We start from the raw sequence: 23,779 nt of genomic DNA on the forward strand, positions 1-23,779 counted from the left end.
GGCACATTGAAAAATGGAATGAAACTGTTATTTAATTAAGCCGTTCCAGTTTTTAAGATAGCAATATTTCGTCACAATCTGGATTAGTTTTGACACCACACCGATCAATATTCTATTATATACCGGATAACAATCGTATGGGATGGAAAGAGCATTCCTGACAGGCAGCTGATTGTGAAATTTAAGAGGGGTGTTCCTTGATGACAAATAGTGAAACGAATCCCAAGGTTGATGAATTTTTAAATAAAGCAAAAAAGTGGAAAGATGAATTTGAGCAGTTGAGAAATATCTCCCTTAACTGTGCGTTGGATGAAGATTTTAAGTGGAGGAATCCTTGTTACACTTTTGAGGGAAAAAACATTGTGTTAATACAAGGTTTTAAAGAATATTGTGCGCTTCTGTTTCCCAAAGGAGCCTTGTTGAAGGACCCTCATGGAATTCTCATCCAGCAAACGGAGAATGTACAGGCGGCGCGCCAGATCCGATTCACCAATGTCGAGGATATAGTGGAATTGGAAGCTTTCTTGAGAGCTTATATTCTAGAAGCCGTTGAAGTTGAAAAAGCCGGATTGAAAGTGGAAAAGAAGACAGACCTCACCATTCCTGAAGAACTTCAAAATAAATTTGAAGAAAACCCTGCCTTGAAAACTGCTTTTGAAGCATTGACGCCTGGACGGCAAAGAGCATACTGCCTCTATTTTTCCGCCCCCAAACAATCAAAAACCAAGGTGTCAAGGATCGAAAAATATACGCAACAAATTCTCGATGGCAAGGGATTAAATGATTAATTGAAGAAATTAAGTCGGACAAGGCATGCCCTGTCCGACCCATCTCTTCTAATTTCAGAAAACCCATCATGATCAACCGTGATCAACCACAACAACCTGTGCGTCGTCATCAAACGGATTGATTACCCGATGCGGCACTTCGTCTGGAATGATAAAAGCATCACCCGCTTGCCATTCAGCAAGCTCTTCTCCCATTTCTACCTTGATGCTTCCAGAGATGACATAGAACGCATGCCCGTCAAAACAAACATGATCTGCTTCATAACCAGACGGGTACTTCACCAAGCGCAACCGCTGTTTGTCAGTTTCCAGCCATTTTGAAAAAGCTCCGGTCGACGCCTTGTCAGGTGTGAATTCCTCTTCCGTCTTTGCGATTTTTACTTTTGATAGATTCGAATTAGCCATACCCTGTCCACTCCCATATAAGATTTATTTGAACAAGCTGCTTTACAACTTTTCAAACATCGCATTTTAATTATCTTCTAAATATTTTCATTTCTACTATTGTAATCAACGCTGCGAGAGCAATCAACAGGAATAGGTGCCTTGGTACCTTTTGATTTGTTTAGAACCTGATACTCGAATTAAAAACGCGGCATTTTTTAAAGCTCCTTCGCTTCGGTCCCAATCAAATTTTTCGGGAATACTGGGCAAATACTTCAACCAGCGAATCATCAAACTCCCGTTGTCGCCTTCCATATTGATATTCATGGTTATAAATCTTAATTAACCCTGTCCTAAACTTAGGACAGGGTTAACATGATATTGGTTCATTTTGAAAAAGGAGCATTACGGAACTTTATTTCGTCATGAGTTTTGTTGAGCGATCTGAATCAGGTTGCCGCATGTATCGTCGAAGACCGCTATTGTGACTGGCCCTACATCTTTCGGCTCCATCGTAAATTTCACACCCAGATTCATTAATCGTTCGTACTCTTTGTGAACATCTGAAACCCCAAACATCGTTGCAGGGATACCGTCGCCATATATCTTCTGTTGGTACTCTTTGGCAGCTGGATGGTTATTCGGTTCGAGCAACAGCTCGGTACCTTCCTGATCTTCGGGAGAAACAAGCGTAATCCACCTATATTCTCCTGCGGGAACGTCATGCTTTTTTTCAAAACCCAGGATTTCTGAATAAAACTCAAGTGCCTTGTCTTGATCTTGTACGAATATACTGGTAACAATGATTTTCATACTGTTTTTGCCTCCTTTGATGTTTGTTTGGCACTGCGGGAATATTGCTATACAGAACAATCCACATTTCGCCATGAAGTTCCATTCCGAATTTAACATAACACTTAATCAGTGTTCGAAATTAGGTCTTCCATAATACATTAGTTAAACAACTTTATTGTACCTCAAGACTTTCTAAACATCCTTCAAGATGCGCACAAATGTTTATGTTGCGCAAAACAACCTCATTATGTTGCTCCACATCAATAACCATCTGGAAAAACATGGATACTCCGCTTTTCGACTTCTTATAGAGACCTGTTTCTTTATAAAAGGCAAGCTGCCATGGAAACACGAATTGTTTTGGCACCGGATGAGCGCTTGAACAGCAGCCCACATCAAGTATGCTGAAGGAAATAAATTGACAGACTAGAGTGAAAACGACCATACTACTAATAATAAACAATCACCGTACTGTCCGCATTTCCGAGGCTGTCAGGCAGTATGGTCTTTTCTAAAACGAAGGGATGATAAATTGATGTTATTGGTAATTGATACAGCCAACGCTGAAGATATTAAAGAACTTGTTGATTATTTTCCAATTGACGGTGTCACGACGAATCCAAGCATAATTGTGAAAGAAAAAAAGAACTTCTTGGATGTGCTAGAAGACATCAGGGTGGCCATAGGAAATGACAGAGAGTTATTCGTACAGACATTAGCAATGAAAGCGGAAGATATCGTGGAAGAAGCCATGTATGTGATCGAAAAAGTTCCGGGTAAAACGGTCATAAAGATCCCCGCTACAACCGAAGGAGTAAAAGCAATCAAAGAAATGACCTCATTGGGCATCCGGACAATGGCGACAACCATATATACACCGTTGCAGGGATATATTGCTGCAAAGGCAGGGGCAAGTTATCTGACTCCCTATGTGAACAGAATTGACAACCTTCCGGGCGACGGAGTGCAAGTTGTGAGAGATCTGATACAAATCGTGGAAAAACATCAGTTTGACAGTCAGGTGCTCGCCGCAAGTTTCAAGAACATCCAACAAGTTCTTGATGTTTGTGTTGATGGAGCACATGGTGTCACACTTGCACCAGATCTAATAAAACAATTACTTTTACACCCTTCCACTGAAGCGAATGTCGGCGCGTTCAGTGATGACTGGCATAAAGCATTTGGTGAAAGGACCCTGATCGATCTAAGCGGTGCAAAAATATAATAGATTGTCATACAGCAAACAGACTCTACATATAACCTATTCAAATGTCTAATCAAGAACATAATCATGCGACTATGAGTTTAAAAGACTCATTGTATTTAAACTTATTAAAACACCCCAAAAAATTAGATTTAGACCCTAATTTTTGGGGTACTTTACAAGGTAGTTACTCTGGCGGTTGGCTACCCTTTTCCTTTCGTTTCCTTGATATTCTTCATCCCCGTCACCCCATGAAAAAAAGAGACCGAAGCCCCTGAACCATTAAAACTATATTCCAAGTGTTTTAATCTGGATGCACGGGCTTGATTGCTTCTCTCTCCCTTAATTATTCTCCTTACACCGAGTCGTATAGGCCCCTTTAGGAATGGAAGTGTCAAAACGTATATGCCAATAATTTCGAACGCCGACAATTTAATTCATCAACAGTTTTTTCATATTCCTTTAGCTGAGCATCTAATTGTTGTTTTCTATCCTGAATCATTTTTGTAACTTCTAATGGATTTGGTCCTCCTTGCCTGCTTCTAATTTCAACAAAATGCTCTGGTGAAATAATCTTTTTCCATTCCTCTTCGGAGAGCGAGACATGATCAATAGGAATCATTGCATTGATTTCCGAAACAGCCCAATCGTAAAGTTCTTTTTTCTCTTCCGACGTTTTTTGAGCGATATGACTGGCGATCGTGTGGGCTTTTCGGAACGAGACATGATGCTCCCTCGTTAAAGTATCAGCTAGTTCCGTAATCGTAATGCTCGACTTCCTGGCCATTTTCATAGTCATTTCTTTGTCTACTTCTAACGTAGCGATTACCGCATACATCAGCTTCATTACACGGTTTGCCTTCTCAAAGGCGCGATACAAGTGCGGTTGAAGATCATCTTCCGTATCAACGATGTCACCAAAGGGAGTGTTATGGATCATGTTTATCGCGGCTAATGCATCACCATACGCGCTGCTCGCGAGGGAACGGGAATGTTCGATTGAGACTGGATTTCTCTTTTGCGGCATAATACTACTCACCTGAACGTAAGTATCGGCCACTTTAAAATAGCCAGCTTCTCTCGTCACATAACGGAGAAAATCTTGAATCCATCTGCCTGTATTCACCATGCACGTCATGATTGCCGTTGAAGCGTCGAGTAAATAGTCCGCACCGCCAATACAGTCATAGGAATTTTCGATGATTTTGTCAAAGCCTAAAAGTTCACACATGCGCTGCCGATTAATGGGAAATCCAGTAGTCGTGAGTGCGGCCGCCCCCATCGGAGATTGATTCACTGTAGCATAGGAAGCCCACATTCTATTAATATCTCTCTGCAGCACATCATAAATGGCTAAAAAATAATGACCTAATGTCGTTGGTTGAGCGGGTTGTGTGTGGGTAAATCCGGTTATATATGTCCTCGCATGTTGTTGGGCTTGTGTTAATAGAATCTCACTTAATCGATAACTTTCCTTTAAAAAATCTAATAAATATTTTCTTAAAACTAAGCGATACATAGCGATCCCCATATCGTTCCTGCTGCGGCCAATATGAATGTTTCCGGCTAAATCAGCTCCAATTTCTTCACTGATTTTAGCCTCTACCAAAAAGAATAAATCCTCGAATTCGGGTTGATAAGTAAAAGTATCCTTATCCAATGCAGCTACCTTATTAATCCCGGCCAACATCTTTTTCGCCGCTTCTATTTGAATAATATTTTGTTCTGCAAGCATAATGACATGAGCTCGGTGAATATCAAACATGACGTCGAATAAATAAATTTTCTGATCATTAAAAACTGGAACTAATAATTCTTCCTCATACGTTTTTCCGGGAAACGAATTCCCTTCATTTTTTATAAACTCATCAAACACACTCATTTATCTCATCTCCGCATTACTTAAGGTTGGGGAAATCGGTTGGTTTATGCAATATGTATATGGTTGAGTGCCTGGCTCCGACACCATTTACTAACCATTGAGAATAGCCTTGGTGTCTGGCACTTAACACTTCATGCAAAAAGTATTTGTCTTAAGGTAAAATTATGATAGGCTAACCAAGGATACTATTATAATTTCTACATTCAGCTTTAAAATGCGATTGATTAAACCATTAAAAAGAAATAAGGAGGAAATGAATATGTCAAAAGAAAATATAGTCAGCGATAAGAATTTGTCATCAGAACAACGTGCAGAATTGCTCACAGTATTGAAAGCCCGCTTTGAGAAAAACATGCATCGCCATCAAGGCATTGAATGGGCTAAAGTCCAAGCAAAGCTGGAAGCTAATATAGAAAAACTGTGGTCGCTCAATGAAATGGAAAGAACCGGCGGTGAACCGGACGCCATTGGATATGATGAAGACAAGGACGAATACATATTTTGTGATTGTTCACCAGAAAGTCCAAAAGGCCGCAGAAGTGTTTGTTACGACCGTGAAGCGCTGGAATCAAGGAAAAAACATAAGCCGGAAAATAACGCTATGGATATGGCGGCTGACATGGGCATTGAAATGTTAACGGAAGAACAATATCGAGCGTTGCAGGAGTTGGAAAATGTCGATAAGAAATCGTCAAGCTGGGTGCAAACACCAACTGATATTAGAGAACTTGGTGGAGCTATTTTTTGCGACTTTCGCTACGGACACGTCTTCACGTATCACAATGGAGCAGAATCCTACTATGCTGCCAGGGGTTTCCGTGGTTCGCTAAGGGTCTGAATTTTGTACAGTCAGCTGATAGGACGAAAAGATGAGGATCATATGGGAGCCGAAAAAGGAGAAGCCTATGCCAAATTCTCAGAAGGGATTGCGCTTGACGGTTCTCAAACTCCTGAAGATGTTGCAGACCTCGTTTCCTTTCTAGCCTCATCTAATTTCGGGCAGAACATTATCATTGATGGCGTTATGCTTATTAATTAAAACGTAAAAAGCCCAATTTCTTAGGAAATGGGCTTTTTTAAAATAATTATAGTTATTTTGACTCTACTTTATTGATAGTAGAAGGAAAAAAATAAAAAACATGCAAACTCCTCTTTTTCTCTCAATAAATCTAATCTAATTCATACTGAAGAAAAGGTCACAAAGGAACAAATCATCATTCCTTTATTCTATGAAAGGGCTAGATTGTGAGAAAAGTATTTTTATATAATGGGATATGAAGTTGCGATTATGAAATCAATCATATTCATTTTACTTATATTTCTAAAGGCTATATACTAGCATTGTTAAGAAAATAATGGAATTTTATTTAGTTTAAATTTTATAGAAGTTATAATCATTTCTAATTACCGACATTTCCAGAAAATCCTTAAGCGTTAATTATGGAATAATATGACGGGTAATTACACCAAGGGGGATTTTTAAATGGCTAAGGATCGTTATCAACAAGGTATAGAGAAGATAAAGGAACTTACATCATCAGGTGATGAAAATCCAACTGGCTTTATGGACATTGGTGAAGGGTTTAAAGATATTGCTCCAGATTTAAGCAAATATGTTGTTGAATTTGCATTTGGAGATATTTATTCGCGTCCGGGATTGGATAACAAGCAAAAAGTGCTTACAACCATTACAGCTCTTGTTGCTCAAGGAAAACCCCAGATTGAGATGCATATCAAAACTGGGCTTTCCGTTGGTTTAACACCAGAGGAGATTGTAGGTTGCATCATGCATCTCATCCCGTATACAGGATTCCCGAGTGTTTTGAATGCTTTAACAGCTGCTAAAAAAGTGTTTGCAGAACTTGGTGTAAAAGTTACAACGTCTGATGATTGAAGATGGTTGGGTGCCTGGCACAGACACAATTAATCATTTGAGATGAATTACCTGGGGAATAGCTTCCATTCATTCCTCAAGACACAATTGTTGATGATCATAAGCCTGATTTCTCACTATAAGAGGGAATCAGGCTTATTTGCTCTTCTTACATCCACTGGTAAGCGTGTTGGTACATGTGGCAAATCTTGTGGCAGCTGAATATTTTCAATTTATTATACTAATGACCTCTATGTTTAAGCAGAATTCGCTCAATCCTCGGGATATACTAGGGGCTTTTGTTAACAATAAGATTGTTAAATAATACATCAAGGAGGACATGTATGCGACAAGATCAACAAGCTAACAAGAATGTGACATCTAGTATGAAACCTGGATTTGCTGGAACCAATGTTAAAAAAGTAAAACAGGAGATTCAGAAGGATATTAGCGAAGGACAAGGTGCAATGACTTCCCGAGAGGCAGGAGCAATGCGGGATTAAACACCAGTATGCCTATCATTTTAATACCGTAAATTGAAAGACCAAACAGGGATTGATAAAGTCTTGCCAGAGCAACGGCCTTATCAATCCTTTGGAATCTTATACTTCTCCATTTTCTTTTGGATTGCAGTACTTTTTGGAGGTAAGCAGGGAAACTAACAGGTTGCCTACTTGAAGACAAGCTTATAGGCAATGTTGCCGTTTACTATTTTTAAAACTCTTATATTGGGGATAAGTCAAGCTTTTGCCAAATAAGCGATTATCCTTGGTTCGGGACAGCTCCCGCTTATTTAACTGCTTTTACATTACACAAACGAAAAACCCCCGGAACTTTATTTCAAGTCACGAGGGTTGGACTATACATGAAAAATCTTTTAACAGGCACCTGCAGGCTTTGCCTTATCATTCAATAATACCGGCGTCTGGATGCGCCAGCTCTCTTGGTTCTATCTTCCTTACCCATGGCATTGTATTCTTTGAATCTGGCAGACCTTTTTTTCTTTAGGTATTTCTCGTTGAGCACAATCACCTTCTCGTCCTCAGAAATCCTGTATTTTTCATAGACCGATTTATACTTTTCAAATGCCAAGTGACCTATAAGATAAATCGGCAAAATTACGGCCAAGAGGATAGCTGTGTTTGGGAATAGCTTGAAGTCACTGCCTGCCACATACAGAGTCATGACAGCATACGCCCCCACAGAAACCATTAAGACGATAATCAGATTACATATATGAAAGGCAGGCACATCTTTTTTCTCTCGAAACATCTGCTCCAATTCATACTTAATAAAAAGGGTCACAAAAGCGGAAATCACAATGACGAAAAACGTAACAAGATACGTAAGTCCAATATACATTTTTTCGCCCCCTTCTCTTACTAATACATTAAACAGCAAAATTAACCAAAATAAAATAAACCCTATTCAGGTTTTTATCGTCAATAGCGACCGCTCCTTCTCCAATTCTTATGTACACAGGTGCCAGTCTTTTCGGCCTCCTCATATTCATTCGGGAAAACTACTAACTTTATTTTACCATACAAAAGGAAGTTAAGTGGCGTCGCACAGGCCAGTGGGCTTATGAGATGCCTCCACAATATTAATAATAAAATCAGTGCGAATTTGAATACCATGTTCTGCACTCTAAATAACGATATAATGTGAACTTACTGATCCCCGTTTCTAATTTTATTCAAACTATATCTTTTGCTTTGGTGCATCTCGATCGCCCTTTAGACATTTTTATCCGGCTTTCTGGGGCGCCCGGTATTTACTCCCCTTTCTTTTCGCCGGACCCGCCATTGTAGAGCATGCTAATAATAATAAATTTGATTTAGTCGTTATCGGAAGTCGTGGACTAAACAAATTTCAAGAGATGGTTTTAGGGAGTGTTAGTCATAGAGTAGTAAAAAGAGTAAATTGTCCGGTACTTATTGTAAAATAAGCAAAGTTGACAAAAAATACTGACCAAGGCTTAAATCCTTTTTGGTCAGCATTTTTATTTGGTAAACGTAGTAGGTCAATATGGTAGACACATTCTTTTTAGTTTTTTCTACTACCGCCCTATCCTCTTGGTGGCCTCTTCATGAAAGTACAGAGGAGAAAAATACCGATAGTCTTTCGCGAAGAATTGCATGGCCTTTTTTTAGATGGTATTAGCAGCTATGTTCGGGCAATACTCATCGGACTGCCGTTTCCGCTTGCAGGCAAAGAAATTAGAAATCGGCCATTGCCATATTTGCATTCTATATGTGATCAGAAGTAAAAGCCGCTCATCCTCAAAAAGAAGTAAGCGGGTTTTAAGAGTTCTTTAACTCATTCCGATGTCGTCAGAGACGCCTGGACTTCCGGACTGATTTTCGGGAAAGGATAGTTAATTTTTTCATCAAATTCCACCCAGTCGAGATTTGCCATCATTAACAAGTAGCGTTTACCGCTGGACGGGTCGCTGATGATGAGGTGGTCACGACCAGCCGTTTCTACGCGCCCGTGGTAAACCATTGCATTCCATCTTTTGTTACCTTGATAAGTAAAGTAGAATGTACCTACCTTACCTTTGTTGATCCGTATGATATTTTCTATAAATGATTCTTCCGTCGCGCCTGCCAGAAGTTGCTGCGTGGTCCCCAGCGGGACCACTGGGGCGGCAAACGTGGGGCCAGAAGGCATAGCCATCGGAGAGCCAGCAGGTTGTGTTCGACTGCTCTGCATCATAGTTGCTGGATAAAAACCAGGATAATAATTCATTGGATAATAACCAGAGTCTCCACAAGTCATGGGAAGATCAGCTCCTTATTAATTTATCTATAAAACTCTGGGCAATAGCCCGGTACGCCGACATAGAAGCAATGGTTCCTGTACGCAAAATCGAACTTCGTCGAGGGGGATCTTGGCATCGTTTCGGTACAAGGAGCTCGGTACTTTTTCCCTGGACTAGGGTTAAAAAACCACAAATTCATCCTTGCACGAGGTTCCCTATCACCGTGTAACAAATTCCTGGCCCTCTGGAGGTCAGCTTCTGTGGGACGTTGTGTATACAATGATCCATTTAAGACAGGCTCGAAGTGAGGAACATTGGTTCCAGGTATGGTTTGATAGATCGCATGTCTGATATTGCGCAACCCTTTGAAGTCAGGAGCACAGTCTGCCTCGACTCGATTAGCCACAACCGATCCTACCATGTTCATCCCTTGAGGGCCTTCACCGATTGCTTCCGCCAGCATGAGCCTCGCTAACTCCTCGACGTCACGTGAAGTATGTTTTATTCGTCTGCCCATTTTCTCACCACCTTCGGCTTATACAAGTAACTTATTACCTGAAGCTGGTTTTGGTAACTTGCCTATAAGCCCAAATACTTTGCTTCTGAAATTTCATGATATTAGGACATACGTTTGCCCGTTTTCCCGAAAAGCCGAACATTGCAGAACAAAAGCGGAAGCGCCTGCTTTATTACACACTACCCTGTAACTCAAAAGAGCCAAGACCATTCATCTTTTCATGGTCTTGGCTCATTTTTTCTATTACTTGTAATAATTTAAGGAGATGTCAGCAAACACCGGGAAATGATCACTTGGAAATTGGCCATTCTTCTGATAGTTAACGATTTCAATTTTATTGGTTGTAAGGTTTCCTTTACCGAGAATCCAGTCAATACGCTTGTCAGGTCCTTTACCAGCAGGGTCATCAAAACCATTAAATGTTCCTAAATCTTCATTCATTCTTTTCTTTGCTGTTTCCCATAAATCATCAAATTCTCCATCACTGGTTAATATTTGGTGTGGAAGACTGCCTGGTTTAGCATTGAAATCACCTGTTAAAATAACTGGTAACTCAGGATCAAATTCTTTTGTTACTTTTAGAATAAACTCTGCACTTTTTTCTCTAGCATTGGCGGATTGATGATCAAAGTGTGTATTGACGAAATAGAACTGTTTGTTGCTGTGTACATCAAGAAACTTTGCCCAAGCAACCTTTCTTGGAACATTGTTTCCCCATGTTTTTGAACCAATTACTTTTGGTGTGTCGGATAACCAAAAATGGTCATACTTGAGTACTCTGTAATCTTTTTCTTTATAAAAAATAGCAGAGTATTCTCCGCGATGTCCGCCAATCCATTTATAATCAGGTAAATTTTTCTTTAGATCTTGCAGTTGCGTATTTAGCACTTCTTGTGTTCCAATGATATCAGGTCTCTTCATGTTAACCATTCTTCTAATGGCAGGGACTCTTTCATCCCAAGTATGTGGCGAGGAATCATTGTTATTTTTGTTTCTTAGATTAAACGTCATCGCTTTTACATCTACCGACGTCCATTGTTTTTTGTTTTCTGCAGCAAACGCAGCTGAAGTTCCCGGAAATAAACCACTTAGTATAATCAAGAATCCGGCTATCACTAACAATAGGGACTTCAATACTCTCTTCAATCTAAATCCTCCTCGTTATATGATGTGATGGAAGAAAGCAAACAATAGAATTTTTCCTCATCAATGGGGGTTTTTAACCAGGAATAACTAATCAACTACATGATAAAACCTTTCTTTCATCCATCATCAGAACCCCCACGTGGTACAATTTATCATTTCTTTTTTTAAAAGTCTTATTCAATTAAATTGGCTTTTCCATCTTAACACCCAACAGTAATAAAGGACCGCTTTGACTTAAGCAGGGGCTAGTCTATAATGGATTATGAAAGTTAAGGTCATCCGAAGATAACATTACAAAAAATATCTATTTATATACAATAGAGGCCATAAGAAGAATTCTAAGAAATTTAGCAACTTAATGAACAGTATCTTTTTGCCCGACTAAATAATATGTTCACAAAAACATAAAAACACCTTAAACCCTTACTTTAAAGGGTTTAAGGTGTTTTTTACTTCATACCGCCCATAAAGCTGTACACTGTAACATCGTTCACAACAATTACCACAAGTGCGTCAAATCAGGTTTATATGGTAGTGTTAACTTACATATTATTACTCATTCTCTAACACAAAGTTATCAAGCAATACACACACTTCTTCTGTTGACTCTAATCTTATCAATTGATTTCTCAATTCACTCGCCCCTAAAAAACCTTACAAAAAGAATTCTTTATAACCAACAAACAGTTCTCCACCATAATTATCAAGGGTAGATTGAATGAATGAGATTAGTTCAGTTTTATCATTTGTATTCATGTATGCTTTTGTATATTTAGCTAGTTTATCACACATATCTTCATCATATGATTTCAAGTTCCTGGCAACCCATTTTCCTTCACCAATCCAATTGCCATCTGCCCTTAAAATAAGTTCAGTTAACGTATTTATTAACTTAGTTAAAATAAATAAACTTTCTCCAAAATCTTCTGAACTCTTAAAGTCTGACAAAAAATCTGTAATTTGATACCTTGTTTTATTTATTGTGTCCTCATCCCAAACTTGTGGACCCTGTTCATAAAGTATTTTTGCCTCTCTTTGGAGTTCCTTTCCATTCCCATGTTTATCTTCTATAAGTAGACCTTCGGCACACATTTTAATGATGGTGGGCATCCCTGTATATCTAGCTGTATGAAATTCGAACTCCAGGGATAAAGCCGTATAAATAAATGCCTCTATTTTCCATCCAAGAAAGTGATAACATTCAATTCTTGGTGTTTCTGTTTCGTCAATTATAATTAGGTCAATATCAGATTCTGTTGTTAAATTTCCATAAACAGCACTTCCACCTACCAAGACTATATCTGATTCAGGATAGTGGGAAACAATAAACTGTTGAGCTATTCGCTTGATCGAGTCTCTCATATGAAACACACCTCCCACATTAGGATATTCAAGTAAATGATTAGTGTTCTAGAACGTAGGAGCTATCTGGAAAGCTATAGATTTTGTGAGCGACAAAAAGTTTTCACCTTCTAACGCCTTTATATATTAAGAAGCCTCCTAACACTTGACACTCGAATAAAAGGGTAATTGAATACATCAAAACAAAATCCCCATCTATTTATAGGTTAGGACTATTTAATACTTACTTTATTATAAGATACAGATATGGGGTGGTCTTGGAGTTAATAATACTCCCACTGTTAATCCAGGTGAGGTTGGGACACACCGACTATACCACGACTAAAAACGTCTATATGATACGGAAAGAAATGAAAAAAAGAGGCTTCTCAAAAATTCATTGATTAATGAGAAGCCTCTTATATTGTCAGCAAAATGTTAGCATGACGCTGACACTTCTATTTAAAAACCTTCATTGCTGTATGTTTCCAAGAAAGTCCGATACAAAGTTTTTTTTTGGAAAAAGTACCATAAAACCTTTATTTACAATAAATTTCAGGTTCCTCAATTAGGTCCAGTCTAAGTGTGTGATTATGGCAAAGCAACAAGAAACTCTGATACAAATTTGTCGGAATATTTATTACCTTTAACAAGAAAGTCTGATACAAGTATTAATAATTATAGCTTATGAAACTCCATCCAATATAATTTTCATTATTGAATGACAAAAAGTGTACCAATGAATAATCGACTGTTTACCCCGTTTACCAATTATACCTTTTGAAAAGATAAAAAAATCATACTTTTGGAATCAAAAATGTTTTCAATTTTGATGACCTTCAATAAAATCGGTTTTACATAAACGGACCAAATTGCGGTGTTACGAAATTGTAAAGAATTTTCGTTTTAGTTGATGATTTGGAATAAGTATCACCTCGTTAAATACACCCAAGGATTGTATATCTTTGCAAAACGATTAGTGGCACTAGATTTCTGAGTCCCCCCAATAAAATTCACTAAAAATATCAGCAAGTGCTTCCGTTGAGTTATATAACTCTGTAAGATCATTATCAACTCCGCCAAATTCAATTAGTAGGGCACGGCCAGATAAATCTTGGTTATAAACTCCATCACCCTGGCTTTTCCCTTTAATAAAGACTCCGCGGCTAATACCAGGATATTTTTTCTCAATTTCCGAATGTAATTTTTCAGCCAAGGTACGGTTCATTTCATAACCTTTGTGTTCTTTTCCAACGACAAAAAACAATTTAGCATATTTTTTTTGGTTAATGACAGCAGTTGTAACTTTTTTCGGCTGGGCGTCTCTGTGTATATCTATAAAGAATTTGAGTTTGTCATTATTAGCCATCGCTTCTTGAACAGTTTCTCTTGAAAGTGCATATGATTGATAGTAATTCCAATTACGGGATGTTAACGCTTGGGGAACATTCTTTTTTGAATGCTCTACACCAATTCCCTTATCCTCCAATTCGCTTTTTAATTTTTCTCCTACTGCAATGACATTCGTTTTTTCATTGTTACTTGAGGTCTGATTTGCATTTTTTAACAATGGTTTATAGGCTTCCCAACTATGTGAATGATAAATGAAAACGGTCTTGTTTTTGCTCTTTGGTCCTTTTTGCTCTTCAGTTTTATTGTCTTCCGTTTCATTAGTATCCTCCAACAATTCAAATTGCGGAGGAGGAGACTCAATAGGGAGGTTTGTGATGTTCGTTCCTTTCCCGGCAACCGCAATTTCCGTATGATAAAGGGCCAAACCCGGAATTTCATTTCCTAGAAAGGTTCTCACATCCTTAGGTTTAATATTTATTAATAGGTCCAATGAAAGTTCAGTTATAGATGGAAGATCCTCTGACGGAGGCAAGGCGTGAACCTCAGACCTCATTATCTCCACCAGCACACTCTCTATATTAACTTTACCTAATATGGATTTGATGGAAGCCGAAGAGAAAGCAGATGTAAACGAAAGAAGGACGGCGATGAAAAATGTAAAAATAGTTAATGTGAATAATCCAACCAACAATCTTATAAAGTAAAAGGTTGGATTGTTAGACTTATACAATTGATTCCCCTCCTCAAATACTACCATATTCATATTTATGCGAGAGAGAGGAGAGCTATTCGGTTTACTTTGCTATTAGTAGCGACTTCCCAGAGTCAAGGTTTAATATATCCACCATACCCTAGCAACGACGCGGAAGACGGTAGCTGGCATTTTTTCTGACCACAATTTGATCAATGTTAAATTACAAATTAAATAGAGAAGCGTTTAGAAAATATTAGCTTCCCTTTTTTAAGGTATTCTATTTTTTTCTCTTTATTAACTCTTCTTTATCGCTTAAAAAATCACTTAAAAAATTCTTAGTAAATTCATACTTACTTGAACCAGAACTAGTATGAAGTTTTTGCGTTGTTATATACTCATTTCTATCAAGTAAATAATTATACGCAGTTTCAATTTTCCTTAAATTATACTCATAAGAACTTTCAACAACTGAATCAATATATTTAATAGTGTTAGGTATATTATCATAATTTCCTCTAATAACAGTTTCGAAGGAAGCCTTAGTTTGTTTGGCAATTGAGCTCTTAGTTTTTCTCACAAATCCACTTTCCTCTATTAGATGCCAATTATTAACAATGTTCTTTATTTCAGTAAGAATTTCTTTGTCTTTTTCTGCCCAATTTATCTTCTTACCATAACCTCGATTATTTTTACTTGGCAAAGGATGTTTTGTTAACCATTCTCTGTCATTTCTAAGTAACCATTCATATAACTTATAATTTGTGGTAGCAGAAACATTTTCTTTTTGGAGTAACTCCAACCAAAGCCTCCTATTTTCAATCTGTAGTTTTTTTAAATTTTCAACCCTCTTGGAGCTATTATTGGATTCCATTATCTCTTTATATTTTCGAACAGTTGATGGTGCAATTTGTAATAATTTTCCTATTTCTCCAGTTTTAGATCCTCTCTGTAACAACTCTCTAAATTTATCTTCCCATACCGGTCCAAAGCTATGCTTCGTTATTTTATCTAAACCATTTTTCAAATCAATGGAATTTCTAGAGTAAACAAATCCACAGGTACATTTAAAAACCCCGATTAGTCGATCTTTCTTTACATTAATTTTGAGGTCAGAAATAACATTTTTCTTATAATCGATATGAGCTGGATTTAAACAGGGCCAAGGCCCTTGGCCAAATACCTTTTCAGTATTAGCTTCTTTATTATCCTTTGAAAATTTAATAAGATCCTCAATTGTTCCAAATAAAAAGATGATAAGCAGTAAATGCCTTAAAGGATGTGAGAACAATTTTTTATTCAGAAGCTTAAATAGCCAATTTTGATTGCCGTTAATAAGTTCTGATTCCATTACATTTAGAAAGCTATCGCCGTAAAACCTTCGAAATTGACTATACCACTTTTGTCTATCAACATAACTAATTCCTAATTTGAAGCCATTTATTTGAAGCCCTTTTTTATAACAGGAGGGGAAATCTGGTATTTTATTTAGTTCACTGTAGTACTTTAAACATTTAGCTGCTTCTATAGCATATTTACTTAGCTGCTGGATATTTCTTTTTACCAATGTATGTAAAGGGTTTAGTTCATATATCTTTTTATCATTTGCTAATATTAAATTTTTATCTATATTATTCATTACATTTTTTCTAACACTGATAAGCGGTACATTATGCGATGGGCAAACTAATACACCTGGAATTTGGTGCACTCTATGCCAGTATGTTTCACCGTAATTTTCTATATCATCTTCTATACAATGGTAACAATGTTTAAACGTTAAATTTGTTTTTATATGACCTTTGTTAATCCCACCAATGAGTGACAATTCTTTCTTATTGCCTTTCTCCATATATTCCCTAGCTAAAGTTCTGCTTTTTAATCCCTCAAAAATTGTGTAGAAAGAATAAAGTGTATGATTATTAATTAAGTTATCGACGGTTAAACTTTGCTTGGATATACGGTTGACAAGAGTGTTAATATGTGTGGGGAATTCTATTTTCAAACCCCTTAACTTAATACCAAAGAGATCCTCATAAGTGTGTGAAGCAGCCAAATTACCAGAATACATATGATATCTTGCAACTATGCTATGAAAATTTTCGTCGGGATAGGGCATTGGAAAAAAAGGAATCATTTTATATTACACCCTTCTCAAACAGGTTATAATCTAATATAATATTTTTTTCCTTTAGCATTTCATACGTTGAGATTTTCCGATCTAATGCTTCTAATCTAAGTTTCCTCAAGTCATTTTCTTTGAGGGCTTCAGTGGAGTTATTTTTATTTTTTCTCCCCTTTTTCCTTGTAATTTTTCCCTCAGCGATTGTTAATGCCATTTGAAACAATTCATCTATACTATATTGATGATAATTAAATTTACTCAATACTTCTTTTACAGAAGATTGTACAATCTTACTGTCAGTAATTTTATTAGCTAACCTAACTGTCAATAATTGATAATATCCATCATTTCCCCCTTTACTCTTCGCCTCCTCTATAGCTTGCACCAGGATATTAGTTTTATAATCATCTTCTATTTGATTCATTATCTCTTTAAGTCTTTCTTTTAAATCATCGTATTTATTAATCTCCTCTTGATTTCCACTCTTCAACGCATCGATCATCGGTTGTAACGATCCAAAACACCTTTTAAAAGTACTTTGAATTAATTCTTCTGTAATCGTTTCCTTTCTATTTAAAATAGCTTCCATTTGAGTAGCTGCAAAAAGTTTTACAGCAATACCAATAATTCCTTGACTTTCCACATAGAGAGCATTTTTGATTTTCAATAAATCTTCTTCATTTTCAACTGGAGTTCTAGTCCATTGGTAATGAAGTAATCCATCCATAACCAATTGCCAATTCCTATCATTTTTCATTCTTTCCCAGTCTTCCTTATTACTTCCTTGCCCATCTGACCTTAAGGCCTGTCTAAATTCTTTATTCAGCATATCGAATGCTTTATTAGTCCCAATTAATATAACTGGTACACCAATTTGATTGACTAACCCTACAAAGAAATTCAACATCTTGTTTACCCCTTGTACCTTTTGTACGCTTAAATGCTGAATCTCATCAATAATTAATACCCCTACATTATGTAATCTAGTAAGGTGTACCATTTCAGTTAACATATACTGCACCCTATAATTCTTAAATCTTTCTTTATATTTTGACCCAATCCTCAGGTCCACTTCTTCAAAAAACTTATGACATAAACCTCCTAATGAGCCGTCCGAAGGGCACTCCAGATTAAGAAAAGGTATTTGAGCTATGTTCATATGGTTTCCCTTATGATTTGTATGTTTTATATACTTTGGATAGCTTTTGATAATCCTTTTATAAGTTGTTGACTTACCAGTGCCTGATACACCTATTAAAGAGAACCCCTGTACTGTATTTTCCGTATTAATTTGGTCGGGTTCAGGTAACTTTCCTTCCTTCAACGACTTGTAACTATCATTCATATATTTAACAGTATCTTTACTTATAGGATTTCTATTGACATATCCTTTTCTAATTACAGTGGAGAATCTTCTTTCTAAGGCAATATGACGTGTTAAAGGGTGAAAATAATCATAAAGCCTTTGAATATAATGAAAGCGAATTTCGTCCGAATCAAATCTTTCATTTATATCAAAGTGTGGAAAAACAGACATCAGGTGAATAACCTTTTGGCTTGTAAGTATTGGAGGCAACGCTTCAATCAGTGGATTATTTGCATATTCTTTTACAGGAGAATCACTATAGATAGCTTCAGCGAATGTATAATTATTCATTATTTAGCCTCTCCTTTTGAAAATTTTTTATGAAATTGAATTCATCATCCATTTCATCTAAATATTCTTCACTTTTATTATTTTTATTGTCCCTCATCGCATTTTTGGATAATACTTCACTTAGCCTTAAAGATTCTTCCTCACTTAATAACTCTCGTTCCATTATCTTGTTTTCTCTTATATTTTTAGTTCTATTTGATTTATTTAAATCTTGTTTATATTCCTTGAAACTTTCTTCAGCCTGCTTTTTAATTTCCATAAGATCATTATTTAAATTTATTTCAGCCTCGATTTCCTTATGCTCGTGGCCTTTTTCCATCTCTTTCAGATTGAAAATTACCTCATCATAGTCAGCAAAATGAATACCGTTATACGCCTTACTTTTCGGCAACAAATAACAAACTTCATAAGTCCCATCACTATTTACAATATAAACCTCGTCAGTACTCGAAGGATCATAGGCTAATTCTACTTCCCAACTACCTTTTATAGCAGCATCTTCAAACCATCCCTCAGTTTTGGCTCTGTGGCAGGTATAATAAAGGTCTCCTTTAAAATGTATTCCATACATTTGGACTCTACCTTTAGCTTTTTCCATTAATCGAAGCTTTACAATATCCTCAGGTATTTTTTTTAATTGACCAGATCTATGTTTGATTCCCCATTTCCATATTTCAATCGGTACTAATCGTACATTCTCCTTTAACATCTCCCTATCTGGAGTGTAATGTTTTAGCCAGTGGAAGTTATTATAAGATAAAACCGCGTTAATAACTCCTCTCCTATATTCTTTTAAAGTCATCTTAGCTTCTAAACGAGGGTCTGCCTCACCTCGCTTACCTGAATCTTTAGTGATACTTCCCGGCATAAAAGGCTTTAATTTGTTATTCACGTTGTCGAAGTTTTTTTCAATTATTCCTTTTAAGTCAGCCCTGTACGAAGGTGTATTTTCAACCCTAATACCAAAGCTATCTATAAGTGTCTCAATTTTATATCCACTAAATTCAGTTCCTCGATCCGCGAGGATGCTTTCAGGTAAATGTTGTACTGGCCAATCACTTTCTGATATATCAATACCATTTGACTTGCAAAAGTTTACTTTATCCTCCGCTGTATTTGCAATTGCTAACCTCGCAGCAACCCAGGAGGCCTCCTTAATTCCCACATACATTCCGGTTATCATCCTACTGAAAACGTCAATAACAAAGTACGTTGTAGGCTTTCCAATACTTAATTTAGGATTAACCTCTGATATAAGGTATATATCCGACGGAGTTGAATCTATTTGATATTGCGCCCCAGGGCCATTTATATTTAAATCTGACTTTCCTGTTACAGGTCTGTAATTAAGATTGTATTCCCGTTGACCCTTTCTATCTATCTGCTTTTGGGCTAAACTTTTACCGGAGTGATTTTCATACCAATATCTAAACTGCCGTAACGTAGGGATATTATCTTCCAATTGAACAGTTTTTTTGTTGTTCTCATATCTATAACCTTCTAAGAAAAATCTGTATAGAATATGGTTATAAATATCTTTAATTCCTCTAACGTTACTCTCTTTGCACTCCTTTAATCCTTGTTCGAAATAATAATCCACCATACTAGTTACGTTAATCCCTGGTTTATCTTTTATATAAGTCTTGGGTCTTCCTGTTTTTTTATCACCTAGCTTTTTCCTTTTTCCCCTTCCGCCGCAGTCTCTGAAATCGGGAATCAAAGAGTTTTTCACCATACCTCTTTGCCAATATAAGCGCAAATATTTATAAATAGAGCTTCTTGAAACTTTACTATCCTTATAGACTCGTTTAATCATACTGTTTATACTTTCTAAATATATATCAGGTTCCATTTTTACTAATTCTTTAATCTGATCCCAACGGTTATCTCGTGTATTTTTTTCAGCAGTAGTTATCGCACTTTCGTCATAAAATATCTTATAGGGATCATTTAATAATGGTTTAACATCTCCAAGTTCAACCAATCGATGCAGGGTTTCCAATTCCTTAATAAGAGGTAAAGCATTGGTGTTATTTTTTTCAATATCAATCGTAAAACAATAGCTATAATTTTTATCAATCCATAGTATTCTTTCAACGATTTTATTATTTGAAAGATTTATCTCTAATAATTGGTTTTTAGCCAATATCATACCAATACACCCTCCTTTTTATTCCCTTCGTTAGCAACAATGAGGTCTTTAATTTTGCTACTAAAATCTATGGGTTTTAACATATCGGTCATTATGAATTTATTTGCTAGACAATATCTAAATAAAGATATTGCTGTTCCTTCTTCTAAATTAAAAGTGCCGTCAAAATTGTCAAAAAAGTACTGGAAAACTTGATCACTATTTTCGTGAATTCCTTTTACTAACTTAGCAGACAAATTATCAAAATATTTTCTTTCAAATTGAGGTAAAGGCCCTTTATGATTATGAATAAATTTAAGGTTATTAATAAAATTATCGTTTAGATCCTTTTCTGTAAAAATTCCCCACTTAATATTTTTTTCTTCCCAGTAAGTCTTTTCAATTTCCAACTTCTCTATGGTCCTTTTTTTATCTAGTTCTTCTGATGGCTTTACAGCAATAGCTATATAACCTATCTCGTCATTGTTTTTTACTGATAATAAAAAGTCTGTTGTCATTACAGAAAGTACTTGTTGTTTATCTTTGGTATTTCTTCTATCAAAATTTGGATGTTTTATACCTAACTTTTCAGCGATGACTTCTGTTTTAGTTCGATTCAACGGATATTGTTCACGTATATCAATTACCGCTTCTTCCCATTCAAAAAACAAAAACGTGTGAAATTCTAATATCGACAATAATTGATGTTTTCTATTTGTCTTCCACCCCTTTGGCCTTTGGGCAAAACTTTTACTGGTTGGCCCATTAACTACGTGAATCCAAGGTTTATAATCCATTCCGCTCCCTGATCCATAACCTTGCTTTATCCTTTCAACCACTTTTTCATCTGACCATTTAATCTTTGCCACTTTTACACCTCCTTTTTGTATTAAGTTACCAATTCGTTAAATTAAATCAACTGCAGAAAAACATTTTTGTATTTCGACTAATAAATTTTTTTATATGAAAACCTAAAAAATTTTAATGAAATTAGTCTCTTTCCTACAGGCCTTTCATATAATTTTGCACTTTAGTATTTCTTTATTTTCCTTTCTGTAGTTTATAAACTCAAAATTCGTTGTTTATAAACGTCATTGTTAACAATCTCTCCATTTTTTAAACCGATTCTATATATCTAATTTAAAAAGGGCAGCCTGAAGCTTAAGCTCCAAGCTGCCCTTTTAATTACCGAATAACACTGTGACAATACTTTTCCATATATTGAATGATAGTACTATTAACATACTCAGATCGAATTGATGACTTTTTAAGCAACGACCAGCTTTTTATAATTTTACCTTCTTCAATTAATTGCCCAGCAGCCCAATCAATTCTTCTTAACCTAAACCCTTCATTAGACTCGCATATTTTTTGCAGTAAATTTAAGGTTTTAGGCAACTTTTCTGTCTTTTTTAAAATAAAATGTGGCCTTTGGGTTCTATTAGCAATACTACTATAGGTTTTCCTTATTAATTTACCTTTCTCTTCTTCATAACTGCTCCATTTTTTTATAATTTCTTGGACTTCAGTAAATAGCTCCTCATCCCTTTTAGCCCAACTAACCCTTTCTTTCGCAACTAAAATTCCATTCACTTTGGGCGAATGTTTTGAGAGCCATTGCCTATCATATTTGTAAAGCCACATAAATAAACCAGGATTTAACCTTCTAATTTGTGTAACTGAATAATTCGGATATCGTTTTATTAGTGAATCCCACTTTTCCCTGTTGCAGATACATTTATTTTGTCCCTTAGCTTTTTTAACTGGACTTATTTCAATATCCTTTAATAAAGATAATTGCTTTATTACGGTTTTTGAATCTACCCCTAACTCCATAGCAATTCTTCCAATTGGTAGCTCTTGACTGTGTAAAAACAATAGATGTTCTTTCCAAACTTCTCCAAAATTAATAATCCTGTCCTTTTTATATTGATCTTTTATATCAGTATCTGGCCCTCTTCTTGTGTAAATGAAACCGCAACTACACTTAAATTTACCAAGTGGCCTCTTAGAATTGATACAAGTCGACAATTCATAACTTCTGATAATTTTTCTTCGGTAATTTTTATGAGCAGGATTTAAACAAGGCCAAGGACCTCTTCCAAAGGGTGAATATTTGTGATCAGTAGAATAAAATTCTTGTAAGGAATTACACAATATTTTTATTACTAAAATGTGCCTAATAGGATGAAATACTGATCTATGCTTCCTTACAATTGAACTTAGCCAGTTATAATAATCCTTTTTATCAATTTCAGACTGAAATAATCTCAGTAATGATTCACCATAATGGTTTGTAAATAATTGTACCCATTTTTGTTGATTGATCGTTTGATTAGCCGTTGCTAGTTCTTTTGCTTGAAGAATTGATATATATCTTTCCTTATAAAAACTGTAATTTGGCATAATTACCTCATTGTTTAGTAACCAATGAACCTCGTGTGAAATCATAATCAGCATTTCGATCATTTCTTTATCAAAAGTGAGTTCACTATTAAAATCAAGAAATTCTACCGATGCCGGAACAAATTCGTGTTGATTAAATTCATAAAGCTGATTTTTTGTCTTTAATAAAGGTACATTGTGTATAGGACAGATAAAAACCTCCGGTATTTGATGAATCCGGTGCCAGTACGTCTCTCCATACTTATTCATATCGTCTTCAATACACTTTAGGCAATGTTTTAAAGACTTACTATTCGTAATCGAACCGGCCGATATCCCCATTAATGTATGGACGTCTGATTCCCCGTTTATTATTTTACTCTTTATTTTCCTTACTCTATCAAAAGGAATAAATGCTGAATAATAAGGATATAAAGTATGTTTTTGTATAATCTCCTCGGCGTCAAGAGGGAATCCAGGAATCTTTCGTAATAACACCTCTAAACAGATTGCAAAGTCTGAAACAGCTCTTCTTGTTTTAACACCATATAAATCTTCTATTGTATGTTTGCTTTTTAGATTTCCAGAATTGATGTTATAACGAGCTAATAAACTATAAAAGGTTTCATCGGGATATGGATATGGAAAGAATGGTAGCATTAATCTCACCTTTGAATTTTACTAACCAAGATTTCCATATGTTTTTTATTTATACTCATTCTATTCTTTTTAGCTGGGACTTC

General features: G+C 36.1%; 21 protein-coding genes and 2 pseudogenes. 8 read left to right on the forward strand and 15 right to left on the reverse strand.

Features of this window, described 5'->3' with window-relative positions:
- Positions 1-200 precede the first annotated feature (200 nt).
- Positions 201-788 carry a YdeI/OmpD-associated family protein gene (locus D4T97_RS05015; protein ID WP_126048356.1) on the forward strand — a complete coding sequence of 196 codons (588 nt, stop codon included), beginning with the start codon at positions 201-203 and terminating at the stop codon, positions 786-788.
- A gap of 72 nt (positions 789-860) precedes the next feature.
- On the opposite strand, the gene D4T97_RS05020 is transcribed toward D4T97_RS05015, so the two are convergent.
- Positions 861-1,193: a cupin domain-containing protein gene (locus tag D4T97_RS05020; protein WP_126048358.1), complete on the reverse strand. Its 333-nt coding sequence runs from the start codon at positions 1,191-1,193 to the stop codon at positions 861-863.
- Positions 1,194-1,595: 402 nt separating this feature from the next.
- A complete protein-coding gene (locus D4T97_RS05025) occupies positions 1,596-1,985 on the reverse strand; it encodes a VOC family protein (protein ID WP_126048360.1) in 390 nt (129 codons plus the stop codon).
- 517 nt (positions 1,986-2,502) lie between these two features.
- Here D4T97_RS05025 and D4T97_RS05030 point away from each other — a divergent pair.
- Positions 2,503-3,192, forward strand: coding sequence for a transaldolase family protein (locus D4T97_RS05030; protein WP_126048362.1), 690 nt, complete (start codon positions 2,503-2,505; stop codon positions 3,190-3,192).
- A 373-nt stretch (positions 3,193-3,565) separates the two neighbouring features.
- Here the strand turns inward: D4T97_RS05030 and argH are convergent, their stop codons facing one another.
- Entirely contained in the window at positions 3,566-5,053 is a 1,488-nt protein-coding gene (argH, locus tag D4T97_RS05035; RefSeq protein WP_126048364.1) for an argininosuccinate lyase, read from the reverse strand.
- 259 nt (positions 5,054-5,312) lie between these two features.
- Between argH and D4T97_RS05040 the strand changes: the two genes are divergently transcribed.
- From D4T97_RS05040 to D4T97_RS20420, 4 genes are all read left to right on the forward strand, one after another.
- Complete coding sequence (locus D4T97_RS05040; RefSeq protein WP_126048366.1) at positions 5,313-5,891, forward strand: DUF4256 domain-containing protein; 579 nt, start codon at positions 5,313-5,315, stop codon at positions 5,889-5,891.
- A 3-nt stretch (positions 5,892-5,894) separates the two neighbouring features.
- Positions 5,895-6,092 carry a hypothetical protein gene (locus tag D4T97_RS05045; RefSeq protein WP_206435536.1) on the forward strand — a complete coding sequence of 66 codons (198 nt, stop codon included), beginning with the start codon at positions 5,895-5,897 and terminating at the stop codon, positions 6,090-6,092.
- 444 nt (positions 6,093-6,536) lie between these two features.
- Positions 6,537-6,947 (forward strand): carboxymuconolactone decarboxylase family protein, encoded by a 411-nt coding sequence (locus D4T97_RS05050; RefSeq protein WP_126048368.1) that lies wholly within the window; start codon positions 6,537-6,539, stop codon positions 6,945-6,947.
- Between the two features lie 323 nt (positions 6,948-7,270).
- Positions 7,271-7,429, forward strand: a complete 159-nt coding sequence (locus tag D4T97_RS20420; RefSeq protein ID WP_164525473.1) for a hypothetical protein — start codon at positions 7,271-7,273, stop codon at positions 7,427-7,429.
- A gap of 406 nt (positions 7,430-7,835) precedes the next feature.
- On the opposite strand, the gene D4T97_RS05055 is transcribed toward D4T97_RS20420, so the two are convergent.
- Entirely contained in the window at positions 7,836-8,288 is a 453-nt protein-coding gene (locus D4T97_RS05055; RefSeq protein ID WP_126048370.1) for a hypothetical protein, read from the reverse strand.
- Between the two features lie 433 nt (positions 8,289-8,721).
- Between D4T97_RS05055 and D4T97_RS05060 the strand changes: the two are divergent.
- Positions 8,722-8,874, forward strand: a pseudogene (locus D4T97_RS05060) (universal stress protein); the annotation flags it as partial.
- Between the two features lie 141 nt (positions 8,875-9,015).
- Positions 9,016-9,195 carry a hypothetical protein gene (locus tag D4T97_RS05065; protein ID WP_126048372.1) on the forward strand — a complete coding sequence of 60 codons (180 nt, stop codon included), beginning with the start codon at positions 9,016-9,018 and terminating at the stop codon, positions 9,193-9,195.
- Positions 9,196-9,245: 50 nt separating this feature from the next.
- On the opposite strand, the gene gerQ is transcribed toward D4T97_RS05065, so the two are convergent.
- From gerQ to D4T97_RS05115, 11 genes and pseudogenes are all read right to left on the reverse strand, one after another.
- Entirely contained in the window at positions 9,246-9,707 is a 462-nt protein-coding gene (gene gerQ, locus D4T97_RS05070) for a spore coat protein GerQ (RefSeq protein ID WP_126048374.1), read from the reverse strand.
- 23 nt (positions 9,708-9,730) lie between these two features.
- Positions 9,731-10,207 carry a cell wall hydrolase gene (locus D4T97_RS05075; RefSeq protein WP_126048376.1) on the reverse strand — a complete coding sequence of 159 codons (477 nt, stop codon included), beginning with the start codon at positions 10,205-10,207 and terminating at the stop codon, positions 9,731-9,733.
- A 243-nt stretch (positions 10,208-10,450) separates the two neighbouring features.
- On the reverse strand, positions 10,451-11,353 hold the full coding sequence (locus D4T97_RS05080; RefSeq protein WP_126048378.1) for an endonuclease/exonuclease/phosphatase family protein: 903 nt from the start codon (positions 11,351-11,353) through the stop codon (positions 10,451-10,453).
- 552 nt (positions 11,354-11,905) lie between these two features.
- A pseudogene (locus D4T97_RS21060) lies at positions 11,906-12,007 on the reverse strand (tRNA-dihydrouridine synthase); the annotation flags it as partial.
- Complete coding sequence (locus D4T97_RS05085) at positions 12,008-12,715, reverse strand: nucleotidyltransferase domain-containing protein (protein ID WP_126048380.1); 708 nt, start codon at positions 12,713-12,715, stop codon at positions 12,008-12,010.
- Positions 12,716-13,679: 964 nt separating this feature from the next.
- Positions 13,680-14,777, reverse strand: a complete 1,098-nt coding sequence (gene spoIIP / locus D4T97_RS05090) for a stage II sporulation protein P (RefSeq protein WP_235872161.1) — start codon at positions 14,775-14,777, stop codon at positions 13,680-13,682.
- 241 nt (positions 14,778-15,018) lie between these two features.
- Positions 15,019-16,875 (reverse strand): TnsD family Tn7-like transposition protein, encoded by a 1,857-nt coding sequence (locus D4T97_RS05095; protein ID WP_126048382.1) that lies wholly within the window; start codon positions 16,873-16,875, stop codon positions 15,019-15,021.
- Position 16,876: 1 nt separating this feature from the next.
- Positions 16,877-18,520 (reverse strand): ATP-binding protein, encoded by a 1,644-nt coding sequence (locus tag D4T97_RS05100; RefSeq protein WP_126048384.1) that lies wholly within the window; start codon positions 18,518-18,520, stop codon positions 16,877-16,879.
- A complete protein-coding gene (locus tag D4T97_RS05105) occupies positions 18,513-20,672 on the reverse strand; it encodes an integrase catalytic domain-containing protein (RefSeq protein WP_126048386.1) in 2,160 nt (719 codons plus the stop codon). Before D4T97_RS05105 ends, D4T97_RS05100 begins: the two co-directional genes overlap by 8 nt.
- Positions 20,669-21,520: a TnsA endonuclease N-terminal domain-containing protein gene (locus D4T97_RS05110; protein ID WP_126048388.1), complete on the reverse strand. Its 852-nt coding sequence runs from the start codon at positions 21,518-21,520 to the stop codon at positions 20,669-20,671. Before D4T97_RS05110 ends, D4T97_RS05105 begins: the two co-directional genes overlap by 4 nt.
- Positions 21,521-21,836: 316 nt before the next feature.
- Positions 21,837-23,696, reverse strand: a complete 1,860-nt coding sequence (locus D4T97_RS05115) for a TnsD family Tn7-like transposition protein (RefSeq protein ID WP_164525474.1) — start codon at positions 23,694-23,696, stop codon at positions 21,837-21,839.
- Positions 23,697-23,779 lie beyond the last annotated feature (83 nt).

This window comes from Siminovitchia acidinfaciens (genome assembly GCF_003605385.1).
In the GTDB taxonomy this organism is placed as follows: domain Bacteria; phylum Bacillota; class Bacilli; order Bacillales; family Bacillaceae_C; genus Siminovitchia; species Siminovitchia acidinfaciens.